Annotated in this window: 21 protein-coding genes; 10 read left to right on the top strand and 11 right to left on the bottom strand. The window is 54.4% G+C overall.

What is annotated here, in order from left to right; translation table 11 throughout:
* Positions 1 to 173 precede the first annotated feature (173 nt).
* Positions 174 to 2,486, bottom strand: a complete 2,313-nt coding sequence (locus tag DBR37_RS12325; RefSeq protein ID WP_124574790.1) for an NADP-dependent malic enzyme — start codon at positions 2,484 to 2,486, stop codon at positions 174 to 176.
* A 367-nt stretch (positions 2,487 to 2,853) separates the two neighbouring features.
* On the opposite strand from DBR37_RS12325, the gene DBR37_RS12320 reads away from it, so the two are divergent.
* The 4 genes from DBR37_RS12320 (at position 2,854) to DBR37_RS12305 (ending at position 6,180) form a co-directional block, all read left to right on the top strand.
* The gene (locus DBR37_RS12320) at positions 2,854 to 4,059 is read left to right on the top strand and encodes an FAD-dependent oxidoreductase (RefSeq protein WP_124574789.1); all 1,206 of its coding nucleotides are present in this window, start codon (positions 2,854 to 2,856) and stop codon (positions 4,057 to 4,059) included.
* Between the two features lie 122 nt (positions 4,060 to 4,181).
* Complete coding sequence (gene thiL, locus DBR37_RS12315; RefSeq protein WP_124574788.1) at positions 4,182 to 5,150, top strand: thiamine-phosphate kinase; 969 nt, start codon at positions 4,182 to 4,184, stop codon at positions 5,148 to 5,150.
* The gene (locus tag DBR37_RS12310) at positions 5,147 to 5,671 is read left to right on the top strand and encodes a phosphatidylglycerophosphatase A (protein ID WP_124574787.1); all 525 of its coding nucleotides are present in this window, start codon (positions 5,147 to 5,149) and stop codon (positions 5,669 to 5,671) included. The genes thiL and DBR37_RS12310 overlap by 4 nt, the downstream gene beginning before the upstream one ends.
* 14 nt (positions 5,672 to 5,685) lie before the next feature.
* Positions 5,686 to 6,180: a CinA family protein gene (locus tag DBR37_RS12305; protein WP_124574786.1), complete on the top strand. Its 495-nt coding sequence runs from the start codon at positions 5,686 to 5,688 to the stop codon at positions 6,178 to 6,180.
* 19 nt (positions 6,181 to 6,199) lie between these two features.
* Here DBR37_RS12305 and pyrF read toward each other — a convergent pair whose 3' ends face one another.
* Positions 6,200 to 7,015, bottom strand: coding sequence for an orotidine-5'-phosphate decarboxylase (gene pyrF / locus DBR37_RS12300; protein WP_124574961.1), 816 nt, complete (start codon positions 7,013 to 7,015; stop codon positions 6,200 to 6,202).
* A gap of 59 nt (positions 7,016 to 7,074) precedes the next feature.
* Between pyrF and DBR37_RS12295 the strand changes: the two genes are divergently transcribed.
* The 4 genes from DBR37_RS12295 to DBR37_RS12280 are packed head-to-tail and all read left to right on the top strand — an operon-like array spanning position 7,075 to position 9,950.
* Positions 7,075 to 7,965: a DMT family transporter gene (locus DBR37_RS12295; RefSeq protein ID WP_124574785.1), complete on the top strand. Its 891-nt coding sequence runs from the start codon at positions 7,075 to 7,077 to the stop codon at positions 7,963 to 7,965.
* 47 nt (positions 7,966 to 8,012) lie between these two features.
* Positions 8,013 to 8,609 carry a LemA family protein gene (locus tag DBR37_RS12290; RefSeq protein ID WP_124574784.1) on the top strand — a complete coding sequence of 199 codons (597 nt, stop codon included), beginning with the start codon at positions 8,013 to 8,015 and terminating at the stop codon, positions 8,607 to 8,609.
* A 13-nt stretch (positions 8,610 to 8,622) separates the two neighbouring features.
* A complete protein-coding gene (locus tag DBR37_RS12285; RefSeq protein ID WP_124574783.1) occupies positions 8,623 to 9,450 on the top strand; it encodes a YgcG family protein in 828 nt (275 codons plus the stop codon).
* Complete coding sequence (locus tag DBR37_RS12280) at positions 9,450 to 9,950, top strand: TPM domain-containing protein (RefSeq protein WP_124574782.1); 501 nt, start codon at positions 9,450 to 9,452, stop codon at positions 9,948 to 9,950. The genes DBR37_RS12285 and DBR37_RS12280 overlap by 1 nt, the downstream gene beginning before the upstream one ends.
* A 67-nt stretch (positions 9,951 to 10,017) precedes the next feature.
* On the opposite strand, the gene ggt is transcribed toward DBR37_RS12280, so the two are convergent.
* On the bottom strand, positions 10,018 to 11,619 hold the full coding sequence (gene ggt, locus DBR37_RS12275; protein WP_199739115.1) for a gamma-glutamyltransferase: 1,602 nt from the start codon (positions 11,617 to 11,619) through the stop codon (positions 10,018 to 10,020).
* Between the two features lie 444 nt (positions 11,620 to 12,063).
* Positions 12,064 to 13,488 carry a D-alanyl-D-alanine carboxypeptidase/D-alanyl-D-alanine-endopeptidase gene (gene dacB, locus DBR37_RS12270; RefSeq protein ID WP_124574780.1) on the bottom strand — a complete coding sequence of 475 codons (1,425 nt, stop codon included), beginning with the start codon at positions 13,486 to 13,488 and terminating at the stop codon, positions 12,064 to 12,066.
* A 337-nt stretch (positions 13,489 to 13,825) separates the two neighbouring features.
* Here dacB and DBR37_RS12265 point away from each other — a divergent pair, with 337 nt between their 5' ends.
* Together DBR37_RS12265 and DBR37_RS12260 are read left to right on the top strand one after the other, a co-directional pair.
* On the top strand, positions 13,826 to 14,875 hold the full coding sequence (locus DBR37_RS12265; protein WP_233588364.1) for a HEAT repeat domain-containing protein: 1,050 nt from the start codon (positions 13,826 to 13,828) through the stop codon (positions 14,873 to 14,875).
* Positions 14,872 to 16,248 (top strand): glycosyltransferase family 2 protein, encoded by a 1,377-nt coding sequence (locus tag DBR37_RS12260; RefSeq protein WP_124574779.1) that lies wholly within the window; start codon positions 14,872 to 14,874, stop codon positions 16,246 to 16,248. Before DBR37_RS12265 ends, DBR37_RS12260 begins: the two co-directional genes overlap by 4 nt.
* A 9-nt stretch (positions 16,249 to 16,257) precedes the next feature.
* On the opposite strand, the gene DBR37_RS12255 is transcribed toward DBR37_RS12260, so the two are convergent.
* The 7 genes from DBR37_RS12255 to rpsP form a co-directional block, all read right to left on the bottom strand.
* Complete coding sequence (locus tag DBR37_RS12255; RefSeq protein WP_124574778.1) at positions 16,258 to 19,128, bottom strand: EAL domain-containing protein; 2,871 nt, start codon at positions 19,126 to 19,128, stop codon at positions 16,258 to 16,260.
* Positions 19,129 to 19,256: 128 nt separating this feature from the next.
* Complete coding sequence (locus DBR37_RS12250; protein ID WP_124574777.1) at positions 19,257 to 20,213, bottom strand: CobD/CbiB family protein; 957 nt, start codon at positions 20,211 to 20,213, stop codon at positions 19,257 to 19,259.
* Positions 20,214 to 20,333: 120 nt separating this feature from the next.
* Complete coding sequence (locus DBR37_RS12245; protein WP_124574776.1) at positions 20,334 to 21,002, bottom strand: CoA pyrophosphatase; 669 nt, start codon at positions 21,000 to 21,002, stop codon at positions 20,334 to 20,336.
* Positions 21,003 to 21,258: 256 nt separating this feature from the next.
* Positions 21,259 to 21,642 (bottom strand): 50S ribosomal protein L19, encoded by a 384-nt coding sequence (gene rplS / locus DBR37_RS12240; protein WP_124574775.1) that lies wholly within the window; start codon positions 21,640 to 21,642, stop codon positions 21,259 to 21,261.
* Between the two features lie 113 nt (positions 21,643 to 21,755).
* Positions 21,756 to 22,505, bottom strand: coding sequence for a tRNA (guanosine(37)-N1)-methyltransferase TrmD (gene trmD, locus DBR37_RS12235; protein ID WP_124574774.1), 750 nt, complete (start codon positions 22,503 to 22,505; stop codon positions 21,756 to 21,758).
* Positions 22,506 to 22,527: 22 nt separating this feature from the next.
* On the bottom strand, positions 22,528 to 23,067 hold the full coding sequence (gene rimM, locus DBR37_RS12230) for a ribosome maturation factor RimM (protein WP_199739108.1): 540 nt from the start codon (positions 23,065 to 23,067) through the stop codon (positions 22,528 to 22,530).
* A 27-nt stretch (positions 23,068 to 23,094) separates the two neighbouring features.
* Positions 23,095 to 23,346, bottom strand: coding sequence for a 30S ribosomal protein S16 (gene rpsP / locus DBR37_RS12225; protein WP_124574772.1), 252 nt, complete (start codon positions 23,344 to 23,346; stop codon positions 23,095 to 23,097).
* Positions 23,347 to 23,627 lie beyond the last annotated feature (281 nt).

Here is a 23,627-nt window from a genome sequence, read left to right as displayed (position 1 = left end):
CCTGTGTTAATGGTGTGTTTTCTTCGATCAGACTTGGGTTGCCGGGGGTGGCCCGGCAACGCACTTCTCCACGAAGAGAGAACCAAGCCAGCAACATAAAAACGAAAACCAACCCACCAATAAAAAAAGCCGCTCTGCCTAAGGCAAGAGCGGCTTTTTTATAAAGTTACAGCTTAACGTTCAGCCACCGAATCCGCCACACACAAAGCCGTCATATTCACGATACGACGCACAGTAGCCGACGGCGTCAAAATATGAACAGGCTTCTCACAACCCAGCAAGATAGGCCCAATCGCAACGCCATTACCGACAGTAGTCTTCAACAAGTTGTAGGTGATATTAGCCGCATCGATGTTAGGCAAGATCAGCAGATTGGCATCACCTTTCAGGGTCGAATCCGGCATCGCCGTTTTCAGCTGTGCTGAATTCAATGCGAGATCACCATGCATCTCACCATCGATTTCCAGTTCTGGCGCACGCTCGCGTACCAGCTGCAAAGTCTTGCGCATTTTTTGCGCGGACTCGCTGTTGCTGGAACCGAAGTTAGAGTGCGACAACAGTGCAGCACGCGGCGCCAGGCCAAAGCGACGCATTTCTTCTGCCGCCAGGATCGTGATTTCCGCCAGTTCTTCCGCAGTCGGATTTTCATTGACGTGCGTATCGACGATGAACAATTGACGATCCGACAGGATCAGGCAATTCATCGCTGCATACACATTCACGCCTGCACGTTTGCCCAGCACCTGATCCACATAATGCAGGTGCAGGTCATTGGTACCGAAGGTGCCGCAAATCATGCCGTCTGCATATTTCTTGTGGATGGCCATCGCACCGATCAAGGTGTGACGACGACGCATTTCCAGCTTCGCGTATTGTTCGGTCACACCTTTGCGCATGGTCATCGCCAGGTAGGTTTGCCAGAAGTCGCGATAGCGATCATCGTGCTCCGGATTGATGATGGTGAAATCAACATCCGGTTTGATACGCAAACCAAAGCGCTCTATACGTTGCGCCAGCACTGCAGGGCGACCGATCAGGATAGGTCGCGCCAGTTTTTCATCGACCACGACCTGTACCGCACGCAATACGCGCTCTTCTTCCGCTTCCGCATACACGATGCGTTTCAGCTCCGGCGGCGTCGCCTTGGCGATCTGGAAGATAGGCTTCATGAAGGTGCCGCTGCGATACACGAATTGCTGCAGGCGATCCGCATAGGCATCCATGTCGGTGATAGGACGTGCTGCCACGCCACACTCTGCCGCCGCTTTCGCCACCGCCATTGCGATCTTGATCATCAGGCGCGGATCGAATGGCATCGGAATGATGTAATCCGGGCCGAAGCTCAGATTGTGGATGCCGTAGGTGGTGGCCACGATGTCCGATTGCTCGGCTTGCGCCAGTTGTGCAATCGCATGCACCGCTGCGATTTCCATTTCACGTGTAATCGTGGTGGCACCGCAATCCAGTGCGCCGCGGAAGATGTACGGGAAGCACAGGACGTTGTTAACCTGGTTCGGGAAATCGGAGCGACCGGTTGCGATGACTGCATCATCACGTACTGCACGGATTTCGTCCGGCAGGATTTCGGGCGTCGGATTCGCCAGCGCGAGGATGACAGGACGCTTGGCCATCGCAGCAACCATCGCCGGCTTCAATACGCCGCCAGCCGACAGGCCGAGGAAGATGTCCGCATCAACGATGACTTCACCCAGGGTACGGGCATCGGTTTTTTGTGCGAATTTTTCCTTGTCCGGATCCATCAATTCGACGCGGCCCTGATACACAACGCCAGCCAGATCAGTGACGAAAATATTTTCGCGCGGGAAGCCGAGGTCTACCATCAGATCCAGGCAAGCAAGTGCCGCAGCACCGGCGCCGGAGACTACCAGTTTCGTTTTCTTGACGTCCTTGCCGACCACTTTCAGGCCGTTCAGTATGGCGGCTGCCACAATGATCGCGGTACCGTGCTGATCGTCATGGAAGACCGGAATCTTCATCCGTTCGCGCAAGGTACGCTCGATGTAGAAACATTCAGGCGCTTTGATATCTTCGAGGTTGATACCGCCGAAAGTCGGTTCCAGCGATGCAATGATGTCGCACAGCTTGTCCGGATCGGTTTCATTGATTTCGATATCGAAGACGTCGATACCGGCAAATTTCTTGAACAGTACGCCCTTGCCTTCCATCACCGGCTTGGCGGCAGCAGGACCGATATTGCCCAGGCCCAGCACGGCAGTACCGTTGGTAATAACGGCGACCAGATTGCCGCGTGCAGTGTAGCGATAAGAGTCGGCCGGATTAACGGCGATTTCTTCGCAAGCGACTGCCACACCTGGCGTATAAGCCAGAGCCAGATCGCGCTGATTGGTTACTTGTTTGGTGGGAGTGACGCTGATTTTTCCGGGGGTCGGAAACTCGTGATACTCGAGTGCGGCTTGACGTAACTGCAGGCGGAGTTCTTCTTTTTTATCGGTATTCGAATCCATAATCTAAGCTGCCATCCTTTATTTTAAGCACATGGAAGCATTTCATTCTAGCAGAGCCGTGACGCAGTATTTTTGTTTTTATACGGGTTTCTACGGAGCGTTGTCGATCAGAAAGAAGAGTACAAATGAGCACGATTTGATCAATATTGTTTGCAACTATCAACTTTTAACGGATCTTCAAAAATGACAAATATAAGCAATAAGTACTCAATAAGAACTGAATAATAATGCCCCCTGAATTACTGCAAATTAAATGCAGCTTTAAATTTGGCTTTTGAGTAAACTCACTGGTGGTAGATAGCAATTGCAATATCGAGTACTGTCACGCATCACATTTGCAGCAAATTTTTTATACAGAAGGATGAATATGAAACCGATCATCATTATCGGAGCAGGACTGGCTGGTTACACCGTTGCACGCGAATTCCGCAAACTGGATAAAACCACTCCCTTAATCGTGATCACCGCCGACAGCGGCGGCTTCTACTCCAAGCCTATGCTGTCGAATGCCTTTGCCCACGGCAAACAAGCAGAACAAATGATTACGCACAGCGCGACGCAAATGGCCGAGCAACTGAATGCGACCATCCAGGCCAATACCCGTGTCACCGCCATCGATGCCGCGGCAAAAACCGTCAGCACCGACGCCGGCGTGTTTGAGTATGAAAAACTGGTATTGGCAAATGGTGCACAGGCGATACACCTGGGCCTGAAAGGCGAAGCCGCCAATCAGGTACTGTCAGTCAATCACGTCGATGACTATGCGAAGTTCCGTACACATATCAACTCGCCCAAAAATGCGCAGCCAGTACGCGTCACCATCCTCGGCGCCGGCCTGATCGGCTGTGAATTCGCCGATGACCTGGCAGGTGCGGGGCACTCCGTGACACTGGTCGATCCTAGTTCACGTCCGTTGGCAGCACTGGCGGCACCCGCCTTGTCCGCCAAGCTGGAAACTGCACTGAAAGCACGTGGCGTTAGCTTCCATCTGAACACGGTCGCGGAGAGCGTCGCTCATGGCGACAATGAATTGCACGTCAAGCTGGCTGACGGCACCACGGTCGTGGCTGATGTCGTATTGTCTGCGGTCGGCTTGCGCCCCGACCTGCGCCTGGCACAGGCAGCACAGCTCAAAACCAATCGCGGCACCATTATTGATACGTACGGCCAGACCAGCGCAGCAGATATCTACGCGCTCGGCGATTGTGCCGAATACACATCGCTGACTGACGGCAGCACACATACCCTGCCCTACATCACTCCTATCATGACGGCAGGTCGCGCCATCGCCAAAACATTGACAGGTGAAGCAACCGTGATCGACCTGAAGCCGTCGCCAGTGCTGATCAAGACTCCTAGCTACCCGCTGGCATTGATCCCGCCGGCACCGCATATCGTCGCTGGCGGAAGCTGGCAGGATGAAACCACGGAAACCGGTCGTTGCATCAGCCGCTTCTATGATGCACAGGGCGTACTCGCCGGCTTTGGCGTATCGCCGCATGACAATGCGATCCGGCAACAACTGCTGGCTGGCCTGGGCTTGCCTGCCAACTCTGTAGCCGCAGCCAGCTAATTAAGCCCTGCTCCAGATAAGAGCGCAGCCTCCCATCCAGGGAGCTGCGCTTTTTTCATGGTTACAGCAAATCAAATGCACTCGTGTGCGAAGAGCGGCACTGCATTCTGTACAATTACAGCATGTTGTCCGAATTCGATCTCATTGCGCGCTACTTCGTGCGCCCCGGCCACCCCAAAAACCGAGCCACGCTGGGTATAGGGGATGATTGCGCTTTGCTGGCGCAGCAAGACGGCATGCAAATGGCCATCTCTTCCGACATGCTGGTGGAAGGGCGCCACTTCTTTGCCGGTGCAGATCCGCGCAAGCTAGGCCATAAATCACTGGCCGTGAATCTGTCCGATCTGGCGGCGATGGGGGCCGAACCGGTCGCCTTCACGCTTGCGTTCTCGCTGCCTGGTGCTGAAGAAAACTGGCTGGCTGAATTTTCATGCGGCTTGTTCGAGCTGGCAGATGCACACAGCTGTGAACTGATAGGTGGGGATACCACCAAAGGCCCGCTGAATATCTGCATTACCGTATTTGGCAAAACTCCGACCGGTGAAGCCTTGCGCCGCGATACGGCACAGGCAGGCGACGATATCTGGGTTTCCGGCGCGCTGGGTGATGCACGCCTGGCACTCGGCGCGCTGTACAAGGAATATGAACTGGACGCTAAAGTCCTGAACAAAGCCGAAGGTCGCCTGCACACACCGCAACCGCGTGTCGCGCTCGGTCTGGCATTGCGCGGCATCGCGCACTCGGCACTCGATGTTTCCGACGGCCTGATTGGTGACCTGGGCCATATCCTGAAAAAATCCGGCGTCGGCGCCACGCTGCACGTGGATGATTTACCCGCCGGTTCCATGCTGCAAAAGCAAGCGCTGGACATGCGCCGTCGCTTTACGCTGGCAGGGGGCGACGATTACGAGTTGTGCTTTACCGCACCGGTCTCGAAACGCGAAACAGTGCTGGGTGCTGCGCTGGCCGCCGATACGGTAGTGACACGCATAGGCAGCATAGAGGCTGCTTCCGGCTTGCGCCTGCTGGATCAGGCGGGTCGGCCGCTGGATCTCAATATCTCATCCTTCGACCACTTCGCTTCCCCATGAACGCATCCGAACCCGGCATCGCAAACAAAACCGTCAAATCCAATTCCAGCTTCATGCTGGCGCATCCGGCCCACATCATTGCGCAAGGCTTCGGCAGCGGCTTGTCGAAAATCATGCCGGGGACCTTCGGCACCTTGTTCGGCTGGCTCTCATTCAATGTATTAAGCGCACGCTGGCCGCAGTTCTTTACGCCGTCGAACTGGTGGCTGGTGATCATAGGCGGCTTTGTACTCGGCGTCTGGGCTTGCGCCAAAACCGGACGGGACCTGGGCGTCTCCGATCACGGCAGCATGGTGTGGGATGAAGTCATTGCGTTCTGGCTGGTGCTGCTCTTCATTACGCCTGCCAGTTTGTGGATGCAGTTCTACGCCTTCCTCTGCTTCCGTTTTTTTGACATGGTGAAGCCGCCGCCTATCGCTTATTTCGATAAGCGCTTCAAAGGTGGTTTCGGCGTCATGTTCGACGACATCGTGGCGGCGTTTTTCACGTTGCTGGTCTTTGCGATCTGGCGCTCTTTCTAAGACAGGAAACTGGCATGCAAAACCTGATAGAACTGGCAGCCCTGGTCGGGCAACGTTTGAAAGAACGCGGGCTGATGCTGGCGACCGCTGAGTCGTGCACCGGCGGCGGCGTGGCGCAGGCAATTACCGAAATTGCCGGTTCATCGGAATGGTTTGAATGCGGCTTCGTGACTTATTCGAATGAAGCCAAGATCGCCATGCTGAAAGTGCCGGAAGAAGTGCTGGCACGTCATGGCGCAGTCAGCAATGAAACTGCACAAGCGATGGCACAGGGAGCGCTAGCGAATAGCCGCGCCACAATCGCACTCTCCACTACCGGCATCGCCGGACCCGGCGGCGGCGTTCCCGGCAAGCCGGTCGGCATGGTGTGCTTTGGCTGGGCCTGGGGTGAAGAAGTACAGGTAGATCACATGCTATTCAGCGGTGATCGCCAGGCAGTACGCGAACAAAGCGTTGAGCATGCCTTGCAGGGCCTGCTCAACTTTGTTGCGACAAATACAGCTAAGTAAAAAGCTTAAGCGAAACAGCTTAAGCGCTGTAACGATTGATGGCGTCACGCGTGTCGAGCGCAACCTGACGCGCAGCCTGCGCAAATGTCTCATCCGCCTTCGCATAGAGGATGGCACGCGATGAGTTAATCATCATGCCGGTACCATTCGCGGTACGCCCGGCTTCCACCGTCGCCTTGATGTCACCACCCTGCGCACCTATGCCTGGAATCAGCAAAGGCATATCACCTACCAGCGAACGCACCTGCGCCAACTCATTCGGGAAGGTCGCACCAACCACCAATGCACACTGGCCGTTGGTATTCCATTTATCAGCGACCAGATGGGCCACGTGCTGGTACAAAGGCTTACCGTCTACATTCAGGAATTGCAAATCTGAACCGCCTGCGTTCGAGGTACGGCACAACACGATTACGCCGCGATCCGGACGCTCGAGGTAGGGCTGTACCGAATCAAAGCCCATATACGGGTTCACCGTCACGGCATCCGCGCCATAGCGATCAAACGCTTCACGCGCATATTGCTCGGCAGTCGCACCGATATCGCCACGCTTGGCATCCAGCACGATAGGGATATGCGGATAGTGTTCACGCAGGTAGCTGCAGATGTCTTCCAACTGGTCTTCCGCGCGCAAGGCTGCAAAATAGGCAATTTGCGGCTTGAAGGAGCAAGCGGTATCTGCCGTTGCATCGATGATTTCTTTGCAAAATGTCAGGATGGCATCAGGTTTACCCTGCAAATGGGCCGGAAATTTGGCCAAATCGGGGTCCAAACCTATGCAAAGTTGAGTTTTCTGGCTTTGCCAGACGGCGGATAATTTTTCGATGAAGGTCACGGCGGTATCTTTCTGTTTCAAACAATCCGTATTGTAACGCGCCATGTTATCGTGCCGGCATGACATCGCTTTCCCGTAAAGACTGGCTGTTGCTGGTTCTCCTGACCCTGTGCTGGGGCATCAACTGGCCCATCATGAAAATCGGTGTACAGTTTTTCCCGCCTATCGCCTTCCGTTCACTCTGCATGCTGGGCTCGATTCCGATCTTATGGCTGGCGGTACGCTCGCAAGGCATTTCCCTGAAAATACCGCGCGGCGACCTGGGAACCATTTTCAAGCTGACCATCCCTAATGTAGTCATGTGGAATGTCTGCATCATCGTCGGCGTCAAAATGCTGTCGTCCGGTCGTGCCGCCATCCTCGGCTATACGATGCCGATCTGGGCGGTGCTGTGCGGCCTGATCTTTTTCCGCGACAACATCACCCGTGCCGGCTGGTGCGGCATCGCACTGGCACTGAGCGGCGCGTTATTATTACTTTCCAGTGAATTTGTGAATATCGCCGGACAACCTTTGGGCAGCATACTGGCGCTGATCGCCGCTGCATCCTGGGGTTTTGGCACCGTATTGATGAAGCGTACGCGACTGGGGATTGCGTCCATCGCGCTGACCTTCTGGATGATTTTGCTGGGGGCGCTGTGTCTGGCCGTGATTTCCGCCTTGCTCGAATACGATGCATGGCGCATGCCCGATCTGCGCGAATTGCTGGCGATTGCGTATAACGCAGTGCTGGTATTCGGCTTTGGACAAGTGGTCTGGTTTTCTCTGGCGCGCAGCTTGCCGCCGATAGCATCCAGCCTGTCAGTCATGCTGATCCCGGTACTCGGCGTATTTTCCGGCATGTGGGTATTGCAGGAAACACCGCACTGGCAGGATTATGCCGCCATGTTGCTGATACTCTCCGCCATGAGCACGGTACTATTGAAACCACGCAGCAAAGTCATCACATAAGTAAGCACCAGATATTGCACACCAAACGCTATTCACGGAGGAATGAAATGACCAAATTATTCAAATGGATCTCGATTGCACTGCTGGCCTCGACCCTGAGCGCCTGCGGCTATAACGACTTCCAGAGCAAGGACGAATCCGTCAAGGCGGCCTGGGGTGAAGTTGTCAATCAATACCAACGCCGTGCCGACCTGATTCCCAACCTGGTGAATACCGTCAAAGGCTACGCGACACATGAACGCGAAACCTTTGAAGCCGTCACCAAGGCACGTGCTGCCGCAACCAGCTTCCAGATTACACCGGAAGTCCTGAACAATCCGGAAGCCTTCAGCAAATTCCAGCAGGTACAGGGAGAGCTGTCGTCCGCGCTGTCACGTCTGATGGCTGTATCGGAAAACTATCCGCAACTGAAAGCCGATACTGCCTTCCGTGACTTGCAATCGCAATTGGAAGGCACCGAAAACCGCATCACCGTGGCACGTCAGCGCTACATCGTCGCAGTACAGGATTACAACATCCTGGCGCGTAGCTTCCCGACCAATATCACAGCCAAAGTATTCGGCTATCCGGTCAAGCCGTCATTCACCGTAGAGAATGAAAAAGCGATCTCTGCACCGCCGGCTGTGAATTTCGACAAGAAGTAAGACCTGACCGTCCATGAAAATCCTGCGCACTCTGCTGGCCTGTACGCTCGCATTCTTTTGCGTACTGGCCGGTGCCCAGAACCTGGTACCGGTACCACCGCTCAAGGAGCGCGTGACCGACCTGGCCGGCATGCTGAATGCCCAACAGCGCTCGACGCTGGAAAATGTATTGGCCGAGTATGAAACGCGTACCGGCAACCAGATCGCTATCCTGCTGTTGAAAAGCACTGAGCCGGAAGGCATAGAGCAGTACAGCATACGCGTCGCCGACGCCTGGAAGCTGGGACGCAAAGGCGTGGATGACGGCGTGCTCTTGCTGGTCGCCAAAGATAACTCAGCGGCTTCCGGCCGCCTGCGCATAGAAACCGGGCGCGGCGTACAAGGCGTGCTGACTGATGCGCAATCGAAGCGCGTCTTGCAGGATGTGATTGCACCGCACTTCCGTCAGGGGGATTTTTACGGCGGTCTGGCATCCGGCGTTTCCGTCATTACCAGCCTGCTGGATAAGGAAGCCTTTCCCGAACCAGCAAAACGCGGCCAGCAAGCAGCGCAGGATGAGGCCTTCACCTGGGGACCGTTCATCTTCTTTGCGATCCTGATCATCATCATGATGATGCGCAGCCGCGGCGGTCGCGGCCCCGGCGCACATAGCAGCAACGGCGACTGGGGCAACTCGGCTGGTGTGATCCTCGGCACCGCCATCGGCAATGAGCTGGGTCGTCGCTCCGGTGGCGGCTTCGGTGGCTTTGGCGGAGGTGGAGGCGGTGGTTTCGGCGGCGGTGGCGGCTTCTCTGGTGGTGGTGGCGGTTTTGATGGCGGCGGCGCCTCGGGGAATTGGTAATGAATAAATTTACACGCGCACTGCGGCACCTGTGCACGACGCGTTACAGCGGCAAAAAAGCCTTTCCATGCGCGACGCTGACAGCGATCCAGAAAGCCATTACCGCAGGTGAAGCCGTACATCGTGCCGAAATACGCCTGATCGTCGAACCTGCACTGGAACTCTCTGCCATCGTCGCAGGCATCAGTTCCAGGCAACGCGCTCATGAATTGTTTTCGCATTACCGCATCTGGGATACCGAAGAAAATTCAGGCATCCTGATTTACATCGAGCTGGCCGATCATCAGGTGGAGATCGTGGCGGACCGCGGCATTTCACGCGTGATCCCGCAACATCACTGGCATGCAGTCTGCAAAACGATGACCAGCGGTTTCGCTAAAGGCGAATATCATGACAGCGTTATCGCCGGAATAGAGCAACTGAACGCCGCCTTGCAAGAGTACTTCCCGGAAAACGGCACTCAGCCGAATCAGTTGTCGAACAAACCCATACTGCTTTGATTTTTTCGCAGGCATAAAAAAACCGACCGCTTGTAAGCGGTCGGTTTTTTATTGCATCAGTACTCTATCAATAACCTGCTGCTACACCATCGCCGCGTGGGTCAGTCGCACCGTAGCGTACTTTGGTAGCAGGATCGATCCAGATCGCACCGGCATGTCCCATGGTGTCGGTATAGTCTTCCACCACATTGATAGGATGACCGCGTTTCTTCAGTTCATCGCTCACGGCCAGTGGCGTACGGCCTTCTATCTTCAGGTCATTCGACGCAGCACCCCAGGTACGGCCATGCAGCCAGCGCGGGCCGTTGATCGCATCTTGCGGTGTCATACCGAAGTCAACAATACGTGTGACGATCGCTGCCTGTGTTTGTGGCTGGCCTTCACCGCCCATCGTGCCGTACACCAGCAATGGCTTGCCATCCTTCAACAACATTGCAGGATTGAGGGTATGGAACGTACGCTTGCCTGGTTGCAGGTGATTGATGTTTTGCTTATCCAGCGAGAAGAAGCTGCCACGGTTTTGCAACAACACACCGGTGCCTTCAGGCACGATGCCCGAACCAAAGTCGTGATACACACTTTGGATCAGCGACACTGCATTGCCATCCTTGTCGACTACGCCGAGCCAGATCGTATCGCCCTTAGGATCGAGTGGCTTGACTGCAGTCGCAGCTGTATTCATCTGTATACGTTTGGCCTGGTCGATGCCGTGCTGTTTGGACAGAAGGAAATCGACAGGAATTTTTACGAATTCAGGATCGGACAAATATCGATCACGATCAGCAAACGCTTCCTTGGTCGCTTCGATGATCAGGTGATAGTAATCGGCGCTACCTTCACCGAGCTTCTTGACATCAAAGTTATTCAGGACGTTCAGGATTTCCAGCGATGCCATGCCTTGTGTATTCGGCGGCAGGTTATAGGCCATTGTGTCGCGGTACGGCACTTTCAACGGTGTGACCCAGTTCGCCTTGTGGTTAGCGAAGTCCTTCAGCGTCAGCAAGCCATCATTGCGCTGCAGTTCATCCACGATCTTTTTGGCGATAGGACCTTGGTAAAAGGCTTTCGCACCGTCCTTCGCAATCATACGCAAGGTAGCTGCCAGCTCCGGCTGCTTGAGCACTTCGCCGACCTGATACACACTGCCATCCGCTTTCAGATAGGTTTTCTTGAAACCGGTGAAGCGTTGCAGGTTGCGGAATTCCTGGTCAGCAGGATTGACGTTGATCTGCGCCCACTTGGTCAGCGACGGCGTGACTGCAAAGCCATCTTGCGCATAGCCGATGGCGCTATCCATCAGTTGCGACCAGTTCAGTTTGCTACCCATGCTTTGCTTGCCGTAACGGTAAGCCTCATCCCAACCCGAGATCACGCCAGGGACGGTATTCGCCGCCAGGTAACCACGCGCCGGAATCTTGCTCAGGCCTTTTTGTTTATAGAAATCGATGGTGGCTTTTTCACCAGCGCGACCGCTTGCATTCAATGCGCGCATTTCGCCGGTCTTTGCGTTATGTATCAGCCAGAAGTTATCACCGCCTATGGTGGTCATCTGCGGATAGACCACAGCCAGTGTCGCAGCGGCGGCAATCGCCGCATCGATGGCATTACCGCCATCGCGCAGCACCTTGAGGCCTGCTTGTGTCGCCAGGTAATTGGACGTGGTGACCATGCCCTGGGTAGTGGCAGGATTCACGCAACGTGAAGGTGTGTCGCAATACTTGCCAGTGATATCGAATGCACCTGCACTGGCAGTAGCCAGCCCCAGCATGATGGCACCGGCCAGGCGTGCAGAACGGAACGGCAATCGGATTTTGCTCATAGTGTCTTCTCCTTAGCATAGGCTTTTACAGCCAGAAATTATATTTTTATTATCAAAACAAAATCTGGCACATTTGTGACATGTCAGATTTGATTCAGACGATATCATCAAAATATAAAAATTGGGTAGGGATTTTTGACAACTGTTAAATATTTTCTGATGATTGCCGAGCGGCAATTATCCGAGAGTGAAGCGCTGCTGAAGACAACGCTGTTCCTGCGACAGAAAAATAAAAAGGGCACCTGATGAGGTGCCCTTGATTGACCACTGTAGTGATCGTAGTGGCGATGCGTATCAACCGTTTTCGTAGATCCACTGCAGCAAAGCGTCATGCGCCGCCTGTCCGTTCGCCGCATTCGGATGGTTGATGATGCATACCACTGCATAGCGTTTGCCGGATGCCGCCAGCACATAGCCAGCGATCGCACGCACATCGTTCAGTGTACCGGTCTTGATATGTGCACGCCCCGCCACGGTCTGCTTGGTCAGGCGTCTGCGCATGGTGCCGTCATAGCCGACCAGCGGTAGTGACGACATGAATTCAGGCATGGTCGGCGACTGGAAGGTGCTGACCAGCATGCGCCCCATCACACCGACAGGAATACGCTCGGTACGCGACAAACCCGAACCGTTTTCGATCACAACTTGCGAGGTATCCAGGCCCTTGTTCGCCAGCCAGGTCTTGACCACACGCGCACCGCGCTCCGGCGATGCCGGTACTTTCAATACGTCAGCCGCTACCGTCAACAACAGTTGGCGCGCCATCACGTTATTGCTGTACTTGTTAATGTCGCGTATCACTTCCGGCAAGCTGGTGGACTGCCACTCGGTAACAAGACGCGCCGTCGGTGTTAACTGTCCATTATTTACCGCACCGTTGAACACACCACCGACATCAGCCCACAGCTGACGGAACACCACGCCGAAATATTCGCTGTGGCTCATCAGGTAAGGATGCAAATACCAGGTCTTTTCGCCACAGCTGGCAGAGTAGCTGCCAGCAAAATTTGTACTGACCCGGCCCATGGTCGGCATCAGCTTGCCCTGCCAGTCGGCACAGGGGCCGTTCGTCAGCGCAGGCACCATCACCGGATAAGTTGCCACCGGCGGATCGACGCTGATATCGACCTGGTTGCGCGCCGGATTCGGCAGGAAGTGGAAAGCGAATACTTTGTAATTCAGCAGCAGCGCATCCGGCCCGGCGTTATATGGCTTCAACGGATCGCCATCGAACTGCGCCGCGTCATACGGCATGTCTTCAAATATGCTGCGATCCAGAATCAGATTGCCGCGTATCTCGCGGATACCAGCTGCGCGTATCTTGCGCAGGAATTGCCAAAAGTTTTCTGTCACCAGCTTGGGGTCGCCGCTGCCCTTGATGATCAGGTCGCCGTCCAGCACATCGCCGTTCAGCGTGCCTGTCATATACGCCTGCGTCTTCCAGTTGAAAGTCGGCCCCAGCAATTCGAGCGCGGCATCGCTGGTCACCAGCTTCATGGTCGAGGCCGGATTAAAACCTGTCGTTTCGTTCACTGCGATCCACGGTGCCTGTCCGGATACTTCCTGCACGTAAGTACCCACTGCGCTTTGTGGTATCGCACTACGTTTGAGCGCATCACTCACGACAGGTGGCAGACCCTGTGCGGCATACGCGGCAAACGGAGCGACTAAGGAAAAAATCAGGCTGAGGGCAAGCGGCAGACGTGGTGGAATTCGCATAGTGTGAAGTGTGATGTGAGACCGTGATTATTACATGCCAGACGGATACCTACACACACAGTTCCGCTTGCAGGAAGCACTCCCAAACTTGTCGCACAAACATCAACTGTTGTGCAAAAGCGTCGAATCCGATGACGTCCATTCATCCCGTAGTTTGAATGCGGCCATGCTGCATGCAGCAGATGAAATCGGCATTACAATAATAAAATTCCCAAATGCAACACGAGGCCGACATGGATATCACGCCAGCTGTTACCCGCACAGTGCACGCACATGTCACACAAACCCAATGTCTGATCGCAGCTGCAGCGATCACCATACACAAAGCAGTCTGCTAGTGCCCGACCTTCTTTCCCATCCCCTGTTCGCTGCCTGGCTAGGCATAGGCGCGATCGCTTTAAGCCTGGTGCTGATTCTGTTGCTGGCTTACCTGCGCTACACGCTCAGGCGGCGCACGCAAGCGGAGCGTTCTTTCCTCGCGGTCTGGCGTCCTTTATTACTCAGTTCACTGCAATCGTCGGTGGCGACGGTATTGCCTATGGTCGCGCGGCATGAGCGCGTCTATTTCCTGAAGTTGTGGAATCAGCTGATGCGCAGCGCCAGCAGCAATGAAGCAGCAGAGAACCTGATCGCCATTGCCTACTCGGTCGGTGCTGATCGCTACTCGCGTCGCTTCCTGACGCGCGGCAAACGCGTCGAATGCCTGCTCGCCACATTGACGCTCGGACATCTGCGCGATCATGCATCGTGGGATGCGCTAGTACTGCAAACCATGGCCGCCGACAACGCGACCGCCATCCATGCCTTCCAGGCGCTGGTACAAATCGATGCTGCGGCGGCTGCGCAACAATTGACGCCGCTGATGCTGGCACGCAATGACTGGGCGATCACACATATCGCCGGCATACTGCAACCGGCACACGCGGCCTTTATGTTGCCTTTGCTGGAAGCAGCGGAGGAAATACGCGCCGCACATCTGGTACGCGCCCTGCGCCTGATCGAAGCACTGCAATTACCGCTATCCCACACCGCCATCCTGAAACTGCTGGATCAGGACAATGACACCGACATCATCATCGCCGCGCTGCGCATCGCCAGCGATGCCAGCCTGCTGCCGCATATACGCCCGCATCTGCAACATCCTGACTGGCGCGTGCGCGGACAGGCCGCCAAAGTCATAGGACGCATAGGTGAGCATCCGGACGTGAATCGTTTGATTCCACTACTGGCCGACGCCGAGTGGTGGGTGCGTTATCGCGCGGCACAATCGCTGGTCGGCATCCCCTTCCTCAGCATGACCGAAATCGAATTATTGAGAAACAACCTGTCGGATCGCTTTGCACGCGACATGCTGAGCCAGGCCATCGCAGAAAGACAAACCTTATGAGCCTGTCCGCACTGACTTATGGCATCGCATGGGCCATCTTCGCCTACGTCATCATCTACCATCTCGGCTACTTCCTCCTGCATATCCTGGCAGTAGTGCGCATGCACGATGCCGAACAAAGCAAGATACTGACCGACCTGCCCTATCTGCATTCAGAACTGGAACCACCGATCAGCGTCCTGCTACCGATACACGAGTACACCGCCAACATCCTGCAAGCGACGCAAGCCTTGTTACACCTCGACTACAGCAAGTTTGAAGTCATCGTCATTAACGACAGCGCACAAGATAGCAGCCTGCAAGCTCTGATTACCGCATACGACCTGCATCCATTCCCGGAAGCCTATCGTGTGCAATTAAAAACACAGGCGGTGAAATGCATCTATCGCTCCAGCCGCTATCCACACTTGCGTGTGATCGACAAGGAATACGGCGGGACTGCAGACGCCTTGAATGCCGGCATCAATGCTTCACGCTATCCATTGTTTTGCAGCATGGGTGTTGATACGCAAGTACGACGCGACAGCCTGCAATATCTGGCGACGCCCTTCCTCAATGATCATCGCGTGATTGCCAGCGTTGCCGCAGCACGCGCAGCATCACCAGAGACCGGTTTGCCGAAGCGCTGGTCCGCACTGTTGAAGATGGTTGATCAATTGCGTATCCAGCTGTATGCATCATTAGGATGGTCTATGCTAAATAGCATGCTAATCGCACCTGCCGGCATGATGTTGCTGCGCAAGGAAGCGGTGATTGCGGCCGGTGCGTTTAGCCGGGGCGCTCATATCGCAGGGATGGAATTGATTACACGCATGCACAGAGTCATGCGACAAAAGCAGCAGGCCTATCGCATACGTTTTATTGCCGACCCGATTTGCTGGCAACAGATGCCGGATAGTTTCTCTGCGTTGAAAACTGATTGCATGCGTAGCCAACAGGGTGTGGCAGACAGCCTGAGTCAGAATATGGGCTTGCTGTTTGGCAGAAACAGCGGCAGCGCAGGACGTCTCGCATTTCCATTTTTGCTGCTGTTTGAATTAGTCGGACCGCTAATGGAATGCCTGGCTTATATTTTTCTGCTGGCGGGTCTGGCCAGCGGAGTCATATCATGGCCGGCATGTTTTGCCTTCCTGTCCGTTATGATCGCGCTGGGCATCTTGCTATCGGCGTCCGGCTTGCTACTGGAAGAAAGGGCTTTTCACTTGTATCCAAAAACCAGCGATATCTGCACCTTGATACTGGTCGCCATCGTCAGCAACGTTGGTTACCGCCAGCTCAACAGCGTGTGGCGCAGCATCGCGCTCATCACCTGGTACGCAAACCGGAAACCAGGCGAGCTGCCTGAATACATCGCCCCCAAACGTATTAATTAATCTGACTGATCAGATCAGGGAGCCGTGTGTATCCACCTGCAAACGCCGGTCGTCTTTCAGCATGACTTCCAATGCATCGGCAGTGATAGGCCGGCTGAAGAAGTAACCCTGGATCTGATCGCAGCCGTGCTGTTGCAAATACGCCAGTTGCTCTTCGGTTTCCACGCCTTCCGCAATCACTGTCAGACGCAAGCTGTGGGCCAGTGAGATGATCGAGGCCACAATCGCAGCGTCATCCGGATCTGTCGTAATATCGTTGACGAAGGAGCGATCAATCTTCAGCACATCAATAGGGAAACGCTTGAGATAGGACAGGCTGGAGTAACCGGTACCAAAGTCATCAATCGATAGTTGTACGCCCAGCGCCTTCAATTCGCGCAAGATACCGATCGCATGATCAACGTCAGCCATAACCAGGCTTTCGGTCAATTCGATTTCCAGGCATTGCGGCGGCAACTGCGTTTCGGCCAGCGCCTGTGCGATCGATTCCAGCAAATCCTGCTGCGCAAACTGACGTGCCGACAAATTAACCGACATACGCAAGGAACCTAATCCATGCTCTTGCCAGACCTTATTCTGGCGACATGCTTCACGTATCACCCAGGCACCGATAGGCACGATCAAACCAGTCTCTTCCGCCAGACCAATAAAGCGCATCGGCGGGATCATGCCCAGTTCCGGATGCTGCCAGCGTATCAGCGCTTCGACGCCGACAATTTTCCCGTTATGTAAATCAAGTTGTGGCTGGTAATGCAGAATGAATTCGCCGCGCTCCAATGCATTGCGTAAATCGCCTTCCAGACGCAAGCGCTCCAGGGCGCGCTCGTTCATGGCCGAGGTATAGAACTGGAAATTGTTACGCCCGGTTTCCTTGGCGCGATACATCGCGATGTCGGCATGCTTGATCAGCTCTTCCGGTGTTACGCCATCGTTCGGATAAACCGCGACGCCTATACTGCCGCTGATAAAGAACTCATGTCCTTCGATCGTCAGCGGCTGCGCAATACCATCCATGATGCGTTGCACGATACCGGTCGACAAACCGGCATCCGCGCGCTCCGGCAGGATCAGTACGAATTCATCACCACCCATGCGTGACACCGTATCGGTATCGCGCACCGCACCTTGCAGACGTTCGGCAATCGCTTTCAGCAAAATATCACCGGCCTGATGGCCTAGTGTGTCATTGACGAACTTGAAGCGATCCAGATCAACGAAGGCAATCCAGATCGGATGATTGTAGCGATGCGCGTAGGAGATGGCCTGGCTCAGGCGGTCACGCAACAGGCTGCGATTGGCGAGCCCCGTCAGTGCATCGCGATTGGTCTGGAACTCCAGCTCCGATTCATAACGCTTGGTCGCAGTAATATCGTACAAGGCAACCACAAAGTGACTGACTACACCGGTATCGTCCTTGACCGGGGCAATGTATAAATCGCTCCAGAACAAGGCACCATCCTTGCGGTAATTGCGCAGCACCGCATGTCCTTCGCGCTTCTCCAGTGCAATCGAACGCAGCTCCTCGATCCCGGGCTGCTCCCAGTCACGGCCCCACAGGAAACCGATATTCCGGCCGAGTGCTTCTTCCGGCGAATAACCGGTAATTCGTGTAAAAGCCGGATTGACGTATTCAAGCGGGTAATCCGGTGCCGATGCGCGTGCAATGATGATGGCGTTCGCGCTGGCTTCAATCGCCCGTTCGCGCAATTGCAATTCATGTTCCGCATGCTTGCGTGCTGCAATATCAGCGATCAGGTCATCATTCACGGTGCGTAACTGCGCAGTCCGGTCATCCACCAGCAATTGGATACGACGCGACCTGTCAACGATCAGTTGCAGGTATATCGCCGACACCACACTCAACAACAAGCCGACCAGGAACGCCCATAAGGCGCTGCTACTGTTTTTCAGGAAAAGAATGGGGGGTGTGGATACCACCATGCTCCAGGTTTTACCGGCTACATCAAAGGCATGCTGATAGGCTTCCGGCTGGTCGTAAAACAACCAGGCAGGCAAACCAAATGTCCCGTGACGCGGAGTCGGTTCCACGCCCTTGCCAAACACCAGACTCACCTCAGTGTGCTCGGCGCTGGCATAGACGCTGACGTCTACCGCCATATCTATATGCGAAGTCAGCAGCAAATCATCGGTATCCAGTGCGCGCGCGATCAGGTCAGTACTGCGAAACACCGCCGCCGTATCACCGATCACAGCCGCGCGACGCGACGCGATATCCGACAACGCCGCACCTTGCTTATAGACCGGCATCAGAACGATGAAGCCGCGCTGCGTTGAGCGCTCCTGTATCAGGTGCAGCAGACCGGTAGCCGATGGCTGTCCGGTCTCCACCGCACGCTGCATCGCCGCTGTCTGGAAGTGATAGGAGTCGGCATCGAACCCGAGAGCAGCTTCATTACCTGCCATCGGCACGATGTAATCGACCACACGGTAACGTGCGCGCTCGGGTGCCAGTACGCGCTTGCCATCCATCATTTCGCTAATCATGAAATCCGGGATGTACTTGCGCATCTCCGCTTCATAAGCGGCACGATCCTGATGCGACAGGTAGCGATGGTAGGCAAAGGCCTGGATGTAGGGATTGCGTGCCAGCAAAGGCTGGACAAAGGTTTTGAATTCTTCGCGGCCAACGGTGCCAAAGGTCTTGAACAACTGATTGATATCAGTCAGCACGCGCATGGAACTATCCAGTCCATCCTGCACCGCTGCTACCCGCACCTTTGCTTGCTGCTGGAAATCGATATCTACCTTGTCATGCTCCAGACGACGCACCGAAGCAAACAACAACGCACTAATCAACAGACCGATGGCAAGCGTCAACAACGCGGAAAAAGACACAGAAAAAGCTGCGCGATGACGCATCAATAAAAATTCCCTATGCAGTATTTGTTAAAGCCAGTATCAAGATCAACAATCAACTGATACTGAAAAATGTGTTCATTCATAAAAAAACGCGCTGCATAGCGCGCTTTTTATCTTTGTGGCGCTTGTTAACCCAACCACTTTGCAATGGACAACAACAAGACCAGCAACATCCACAACAGCAATGCACGCCATACCAGGCCCACAGTACTTTGCAGTGCGCGGCTGGAGGCCTCTTCACCCACCGGTGCTTCGGTTTCGATATTGATCGAATCCACCATCGCCGCATCAGCCGGGATCACTTCTGCCACGGTTTCTACCGGTGCACCCAGGCGTATGCCCATCGCGCCGCCGCCTGCGGACAAGATGATGCCGATGGCTTCGTCCTGCCAGCGACCGGCAAAATTACGCCATGCGTAAATCGCATCCTCGAAGTTGCCAACTACGGCAAAGGCTGCTGCTGTCAGACGAGCCGGAATCCAGTCTATCCAGTAAAACGCTTTCGATGCGAAACGACCGAACTCCTCGCGTTCAGCCATCTTCGGCTCGTTCCAGATGCGCGCCAGGTACTCTGCAACGCGATACATCACGGCACCGACCGGGCCCAGCGGGGTCAAAATCCAGAAGAACACACCGAACACATTGCGGTGCGTGGTCACCAGTGCGGTCTCGACCGCAATACGTGAGATTTCGCTGACATCCATACCAGCGGTGTCGCGCTTGGTCCATTCAGCCAGCAGCGAACGGGCGGTTGCTTCATCGCCATTGTTAAGCGCCAGCTGGATAGAAGTGAAGTAATGGCTGTAATGACGGAAACCCAGTGTCAGATAAACTACACCTACATTCACGATCAATGCCGCCAGCGGACCGAGTTTGACACTGATCCAATATAACAACGCCACCGGTATGCAGAACGCACCTATCATCAAAGCCCAGGCAAGACGTCCATGATGTGCCTGACCAGCGTTAAACGACCCTTCCAGCTTGGCAGCCAGTGCTCGCGCCCCGGCGTAGACCGGATTATCGGCCCGCAACGGTTTTAATTGCTCGATCAATAGCGCAAAGAAGATGGAGAAAAATGTCATTAAAGCGCCTTAATAGTCAGTCAACCCATACGATAACGCAGCAATTCGCGAGAATCAAATAAAGCGAAACATAATAATCCGCGTTACAGTCAAAGTCGGTAATGGCCGAGCGTAAACGACTTACGCTCGGAGGAAATGAAATAGATTGCGTAACATGCCGGCGGTAGCGCCCCAGATGAAGAAGCGCTCATACGGCATCACATAAAAGGTGCGATTCCCGGTCACGAATTCTGCGGTACGACGCTGATGGTGCATGCCATCCATCAGGAACGCCAGCGGCACCTCGAACACCTCGGCCACCTCAAACGGATCTGCCTTTACTTCGAACGGCGGCTTGACGATGCCGACCACCGGAGTGACGCGGAAGCCAGTACCGGTATGGTATTCGGGCAAAGTGCCGATGACGTCGATGTGGCTGCGGCTAATACCAACTTCCTCTTCGGTTTCACGCAAAGCTGTCGCTATCGGTGACTCGTCATAGCTTTCCATACGACCGCCGGGAAAGCTGATCTGTCCGGCGTGGTCATTCAGGTGCGCGGCACGCTGGGTGAACAGGATGGTTGGGCCGTTCTCTTCGCGCAGCACGATAGGCAACAAGACTGCGGCCTCGGTCAGGGGACCGCTCATCGGGCGCACCAGCCGCTCTACCGTAATTTCCGGCGACCACGGCGGCGGATTGGAAAACCGCGCGCGTAATGCCTCATCCCGCAAACGGTCAGGAGCGACGGCCTCTTCGCCGCCGAGCGAATCTACTGGCAATAATTCGGGATCAAAATGCAGTCTGGCCAATTCAACTTCCTAGTACAAAGTAATCTATATGTTGCTTCGCGCGAAGCGCGTGCTGCTGACAGCGATAAGCAAACGGCCTGTGCCTGAAGCAAGACGCAAGTCTGGACTTGCATCGGATTAACTGATGTTAAACCTGTCATCGCTTCAGCACCAGATTTAACAATCAAAAAATGCTCCCGGAAAACAAAAAAGACACCCGAAGGTGTCTTTTTTGTTGCTACCGCAAGTATTGCCCGGACGTATCCGATATTGGCAATTACTCCGCCGCTTTTGCTGCAGCGCGACGTTGTGGCAGTTTTTCTTTGATACGTGCCGATTTGCCCGAACGTTCGCGCAAGTAGTACAGTTTTGCACGACGAACATCACCGCGACGTTTGACTTCGATCGATGCGATCAGCGGGGAATACAGCTGGAACGTACGTTCGACGCCTTCACCGGACGAGATTTTACGAACGATGAAGTTCGAGTTCAGGCCACGGTTACGACGGGAGATAACAACACCTTCGTAAGCCTGAGCACGTTTACGTGTGCCTTCAACTACGTTGACGTTGACGACCACTGTATCGCCAGGAGCGAAATCAGGGATGTTTTTTGCCAGGCGAGCAATTTCTTCTTGCTCTAATGTTTGGATCAGATCCATTTTTATTACTCCAAAAACCATCGTGCCGGCGCCACGTATATATTTGCCCGGTAGAGGATGGGGTTACACATTGCAGGGCTGTTACCGCACCCCGCTCGATACAACATACTGCTTTACAACAAACTGCTCAAAAACTTTTCATCGACGCGGGTCAGCAATCCTGCTTCACGTGCCTTGACGATCAGGTCCGGTCGCTTCCTTGCGGTCGCTTCCAGCGCACGTTCGCGGCGCCATTTTTCGATCTCGACATGATGGCCACCCATCAATACTGCCGGTACCGCGGCGCCTTCGTAGACTTCCGGTCGCGTGTAATGCGGACAATCGAGCAAGCCATTCACAAAGCTGTCTTCAACTGCCGATGCATCATCGTGCAAAACCCCGGGCAACTGCCGGATCACCGCATCCATCAATGCCATCGCCGGAATTTCACCGCCTGACAGGACGAAATCGCCGAGGCTGATTTCTTCATCGACGCAGCTATCCAGAAAGCGCTGGTCTACTGCTTCATAACGTCCGCACAACAAAACCAGACCCGGCTCTGTCGTCAGTTGCATCACGCGTTCATGAGTCAATGCCTTGCCTTGCGGCGACAAATACACAACGCGTGGTGCAACCAAACCTTGTTCTGTCTGCCTTGCCTTGGCTGCCTGTACGGCCGCCTCCAGCGGCTTAACCATCATCACCATGCCCGGACCGCCACCATAGGGACGATCATCGACGGTACGATGCTTATCGCTGGTGAAATCGCGCGGATTCCACAAAGACAATGCACATTTCTTTTGCTCAAACGCGCGTCGCGTAATACCCGACTGCGTTATTGCTGTGAACATTTCAGGGAACAGTGTGACGACATCAAATTGCATCTCGCACACTCCTTAGTACGGACTAGTAATCCAGTCCCCAGTCCACTGTAATTTTCTTTGCTGTTCGATCGACCGTGATGACGAACTGCTCAACGAACGGGATCAGCAACTCTTGCGACGCAGCCTTGGAATCAGCGGCTTCAGCCGACTGTGGCACAGCAACGCGCAAAATAGGATGCGCACCGTTGTCCATCATGTCACTGACCTGACCCAAGTGTTCGCCCTGCAGATTTTCGACTTCCAGGCCGATCAGATCGACCCAATAGAACTCATTATCCGACAGCGCGGGGAAATGACTACGCGGAATCTGCACGGTTGCGCCTTTCAGCGCCTCCGCAGCATCTCGCCCTGCCACACCCATCAACTTTGCGACCACATCACCGGTATGAATCTTGGACTGCATCATTTCCACGTCATGGAATTCTGGCTTATCCAGCCACCATGTCTTGGCAGTCAACAATGCATCCGCATCGGCCGAATAGGGTCGAACCCTTACCCAGCCATTCAATCCATACGCACCGGAGATGTAACCAACCAGCACCAAATCCTCAGGAACTTTCATTCCCGATGCCGTTTGATTCGACAAAACTTAAGCGGCTTTTTTGCCAACTTGGCTAACCAGGCGAGCAACGGTAGGCGACAATTGTGCGCCAACGCCTTGCCAGTAGGCCAGACGGTCTTGCACAATGCGGACGCTTTCTTCAGCGCCTGAAGCTACCGGATTGTAAAAACCGATGCGTTCGATGAAGCGACCATCGCGGCGATTGCGCGAATCTGTAGCAACAATGTTAAAGAATGGGCGCTTTTTTGCACCACCACGAGCTAAACGAATGACGACCATAATATTTCCAAAAAGTGTCTGAACACGGAAAAAGCCGCAAATTATAGCCCAGGTAGCACAGCACCTGCAACCTCATTCATTGAGATCAGCAATATCGGTGTGGCAAATCGGGCAATCAGACTATTCCACTATGGAAAAGCTTTTGCGGCGCGTTGTCCATCTGCCCGTACAATAGGTAAAAACCGGGCCAGACAGATGGTATTTGATTTAATTTTGATTAAAAACCGGAGTTTGCACGCATTTTCACACGTTTTTTAATCAAAAAAGCGGTTTTTTATATA

Origin of the sequence: Herminiimonas sp. KBW02, assembly GCF_003852535.1 — a bacterium.
Classification (GTDB): Bacteria; Pseudomonadota; Gammaproteobacteria; order Burkholderiales; family Burkholderiaceae_D; genus Oxalicibacterium.
Note: the sequence above shows the minus strand (reverse complement) of the source record. Positions and strands in the feature narration are given on the sequence as shown.

What these genes read in the sequence shown, in the direction of transcription:
- DBR37_RS12310 (WP_124574787.1), top strand. Translation starts at nt 5,147, where the DNA reads ATGAACGCATCCGAACCCGGCATCGCAAACAAAACCGTCAAATCCAAT.
- DBR37_RS12280 (WP_124574782.1), top strand. Translation starts at nt 9,450, where the DNA reads ATGAATAAATTTACACGCGCACTGCGGCACCTGTGCACGACGCGTTAC.
- trmD (WP_124574774.1), bottom strand. Translation starts at nt 22,505, where the DNA reads ATGCAATTTGATGTCGTCACACTGTTCCCTGAAATGTTCACAGCAATA.
- DBR37_RS12305 (WP_124574786.1), top strand. Translation starts at nt 5,686, where the DNA reads ATGCAAAACCTGATAGAACTGGCAGCCCTGGTCGGGCAACGTTTGAAA.
- rimM (WP_199739108.1), bottom strand. Translation starts at nt 23,067, where the DNA reads ATGAAAGTTCCTGAGGATTTGGTGCTGGTTGGTTACATCTCCGGTGCG.
- DBR37_RS12295 (WP_124574785.1), top strand. Translation starts at nt 7,075, where the DNA reads ATGACATCGCTTTCCCGTAAAGACTGGCTGTTGCTGGTTCTCCTGACC.
- rplS (WP_124574775.1), bottom strand. Translation starts at nt 21,642, where the DNA reads ATGGATCTGATCCAAACATTAGAGCAAGAAGAAATTGCTCGCCTGGCA.
- DBR37_RS12260 (WP_124574779.1), top strand. Translation starts at nt 14,872, where the DNA reads ATGAGCCTGTCCGCACTGACTTATGGCATCGCATGGGCCATCTTCGCC.
- DBR37_RS12325 (WP_124574790.1), bottom strand. Translation starts at nt 2,486, where the DNA reads ATGGATTCGAATACCGATAAAAAAGAAGAACTCCGCCTGCAGTTACGT.
- ggt (WP_199739115.1), bottom strand. Translation starts at nt 11,619, where the DNA reads ATGGTCACCACGTCCAATTACCTGGCGACACAAGCAGGCCTCAAGGTG.
- DBR37_RS12250 (WP_124574777.1), bottom strand. Translation starts at nt 20,213, where the DNA reads ATGACATTTTTCTCCATCTTCTTTGCGCTATTGATCGAGCAATTAAAA.
- rpsP (WP_124574772.1), bottom strand. Translation starts at nt 23,346, where the DNA reads ATGGTCGTCATTCGTTTAGCTCGTGGTGGTGCAAAAAAGCGCCCATTC.
- thiL (WP_124574788.1), top strand. Translation starts at nt 4,182, where the DNA reads ATGTTGTCCGAATTCGATCTCATTGCGCGCTACTTCGTGCGCCCCGGC.
- DBR37_RS12320 (WP_124574789.1), top strand. Translation starts at nt 2,854, where the DNA reads ATGAAACCGATCATCATTATCGGAGCAGGACTGGCTGGTTACACCGTT.
- DBR37_RS12290 (WP_124574784.1), top strand. Translation starts at nt 8,013, where the DNA reads ATGACCAAATTATTCAAATGGATCTCGATTGCACTGCTGGCCTCGACC.
- dacB (WP_124574780.1), bottom strand. Translation starts at nt 13,488, where the DNA reads ATGCGAATTCCACCACGTCTGCCGCTTGCCCTCAGCCTGATTTTTTCC.
- DBR37_RS12255 (WP_124574778.1), bottom strand. Translation starts at nt 19,128, where the DNA reads ATGCGTCATCGCGCAGCTTTTTCTGTGTCTTTTTCCGCGTTGTTGACG.
- DBR37_RS12285 (WP_124574783.1), top strand. Translation starts at nt 8,623, where the DNA reads ATGAAAATCCTGCGCACTCTGCTGGCCTGTACGCTCGCATTCTTTTGC.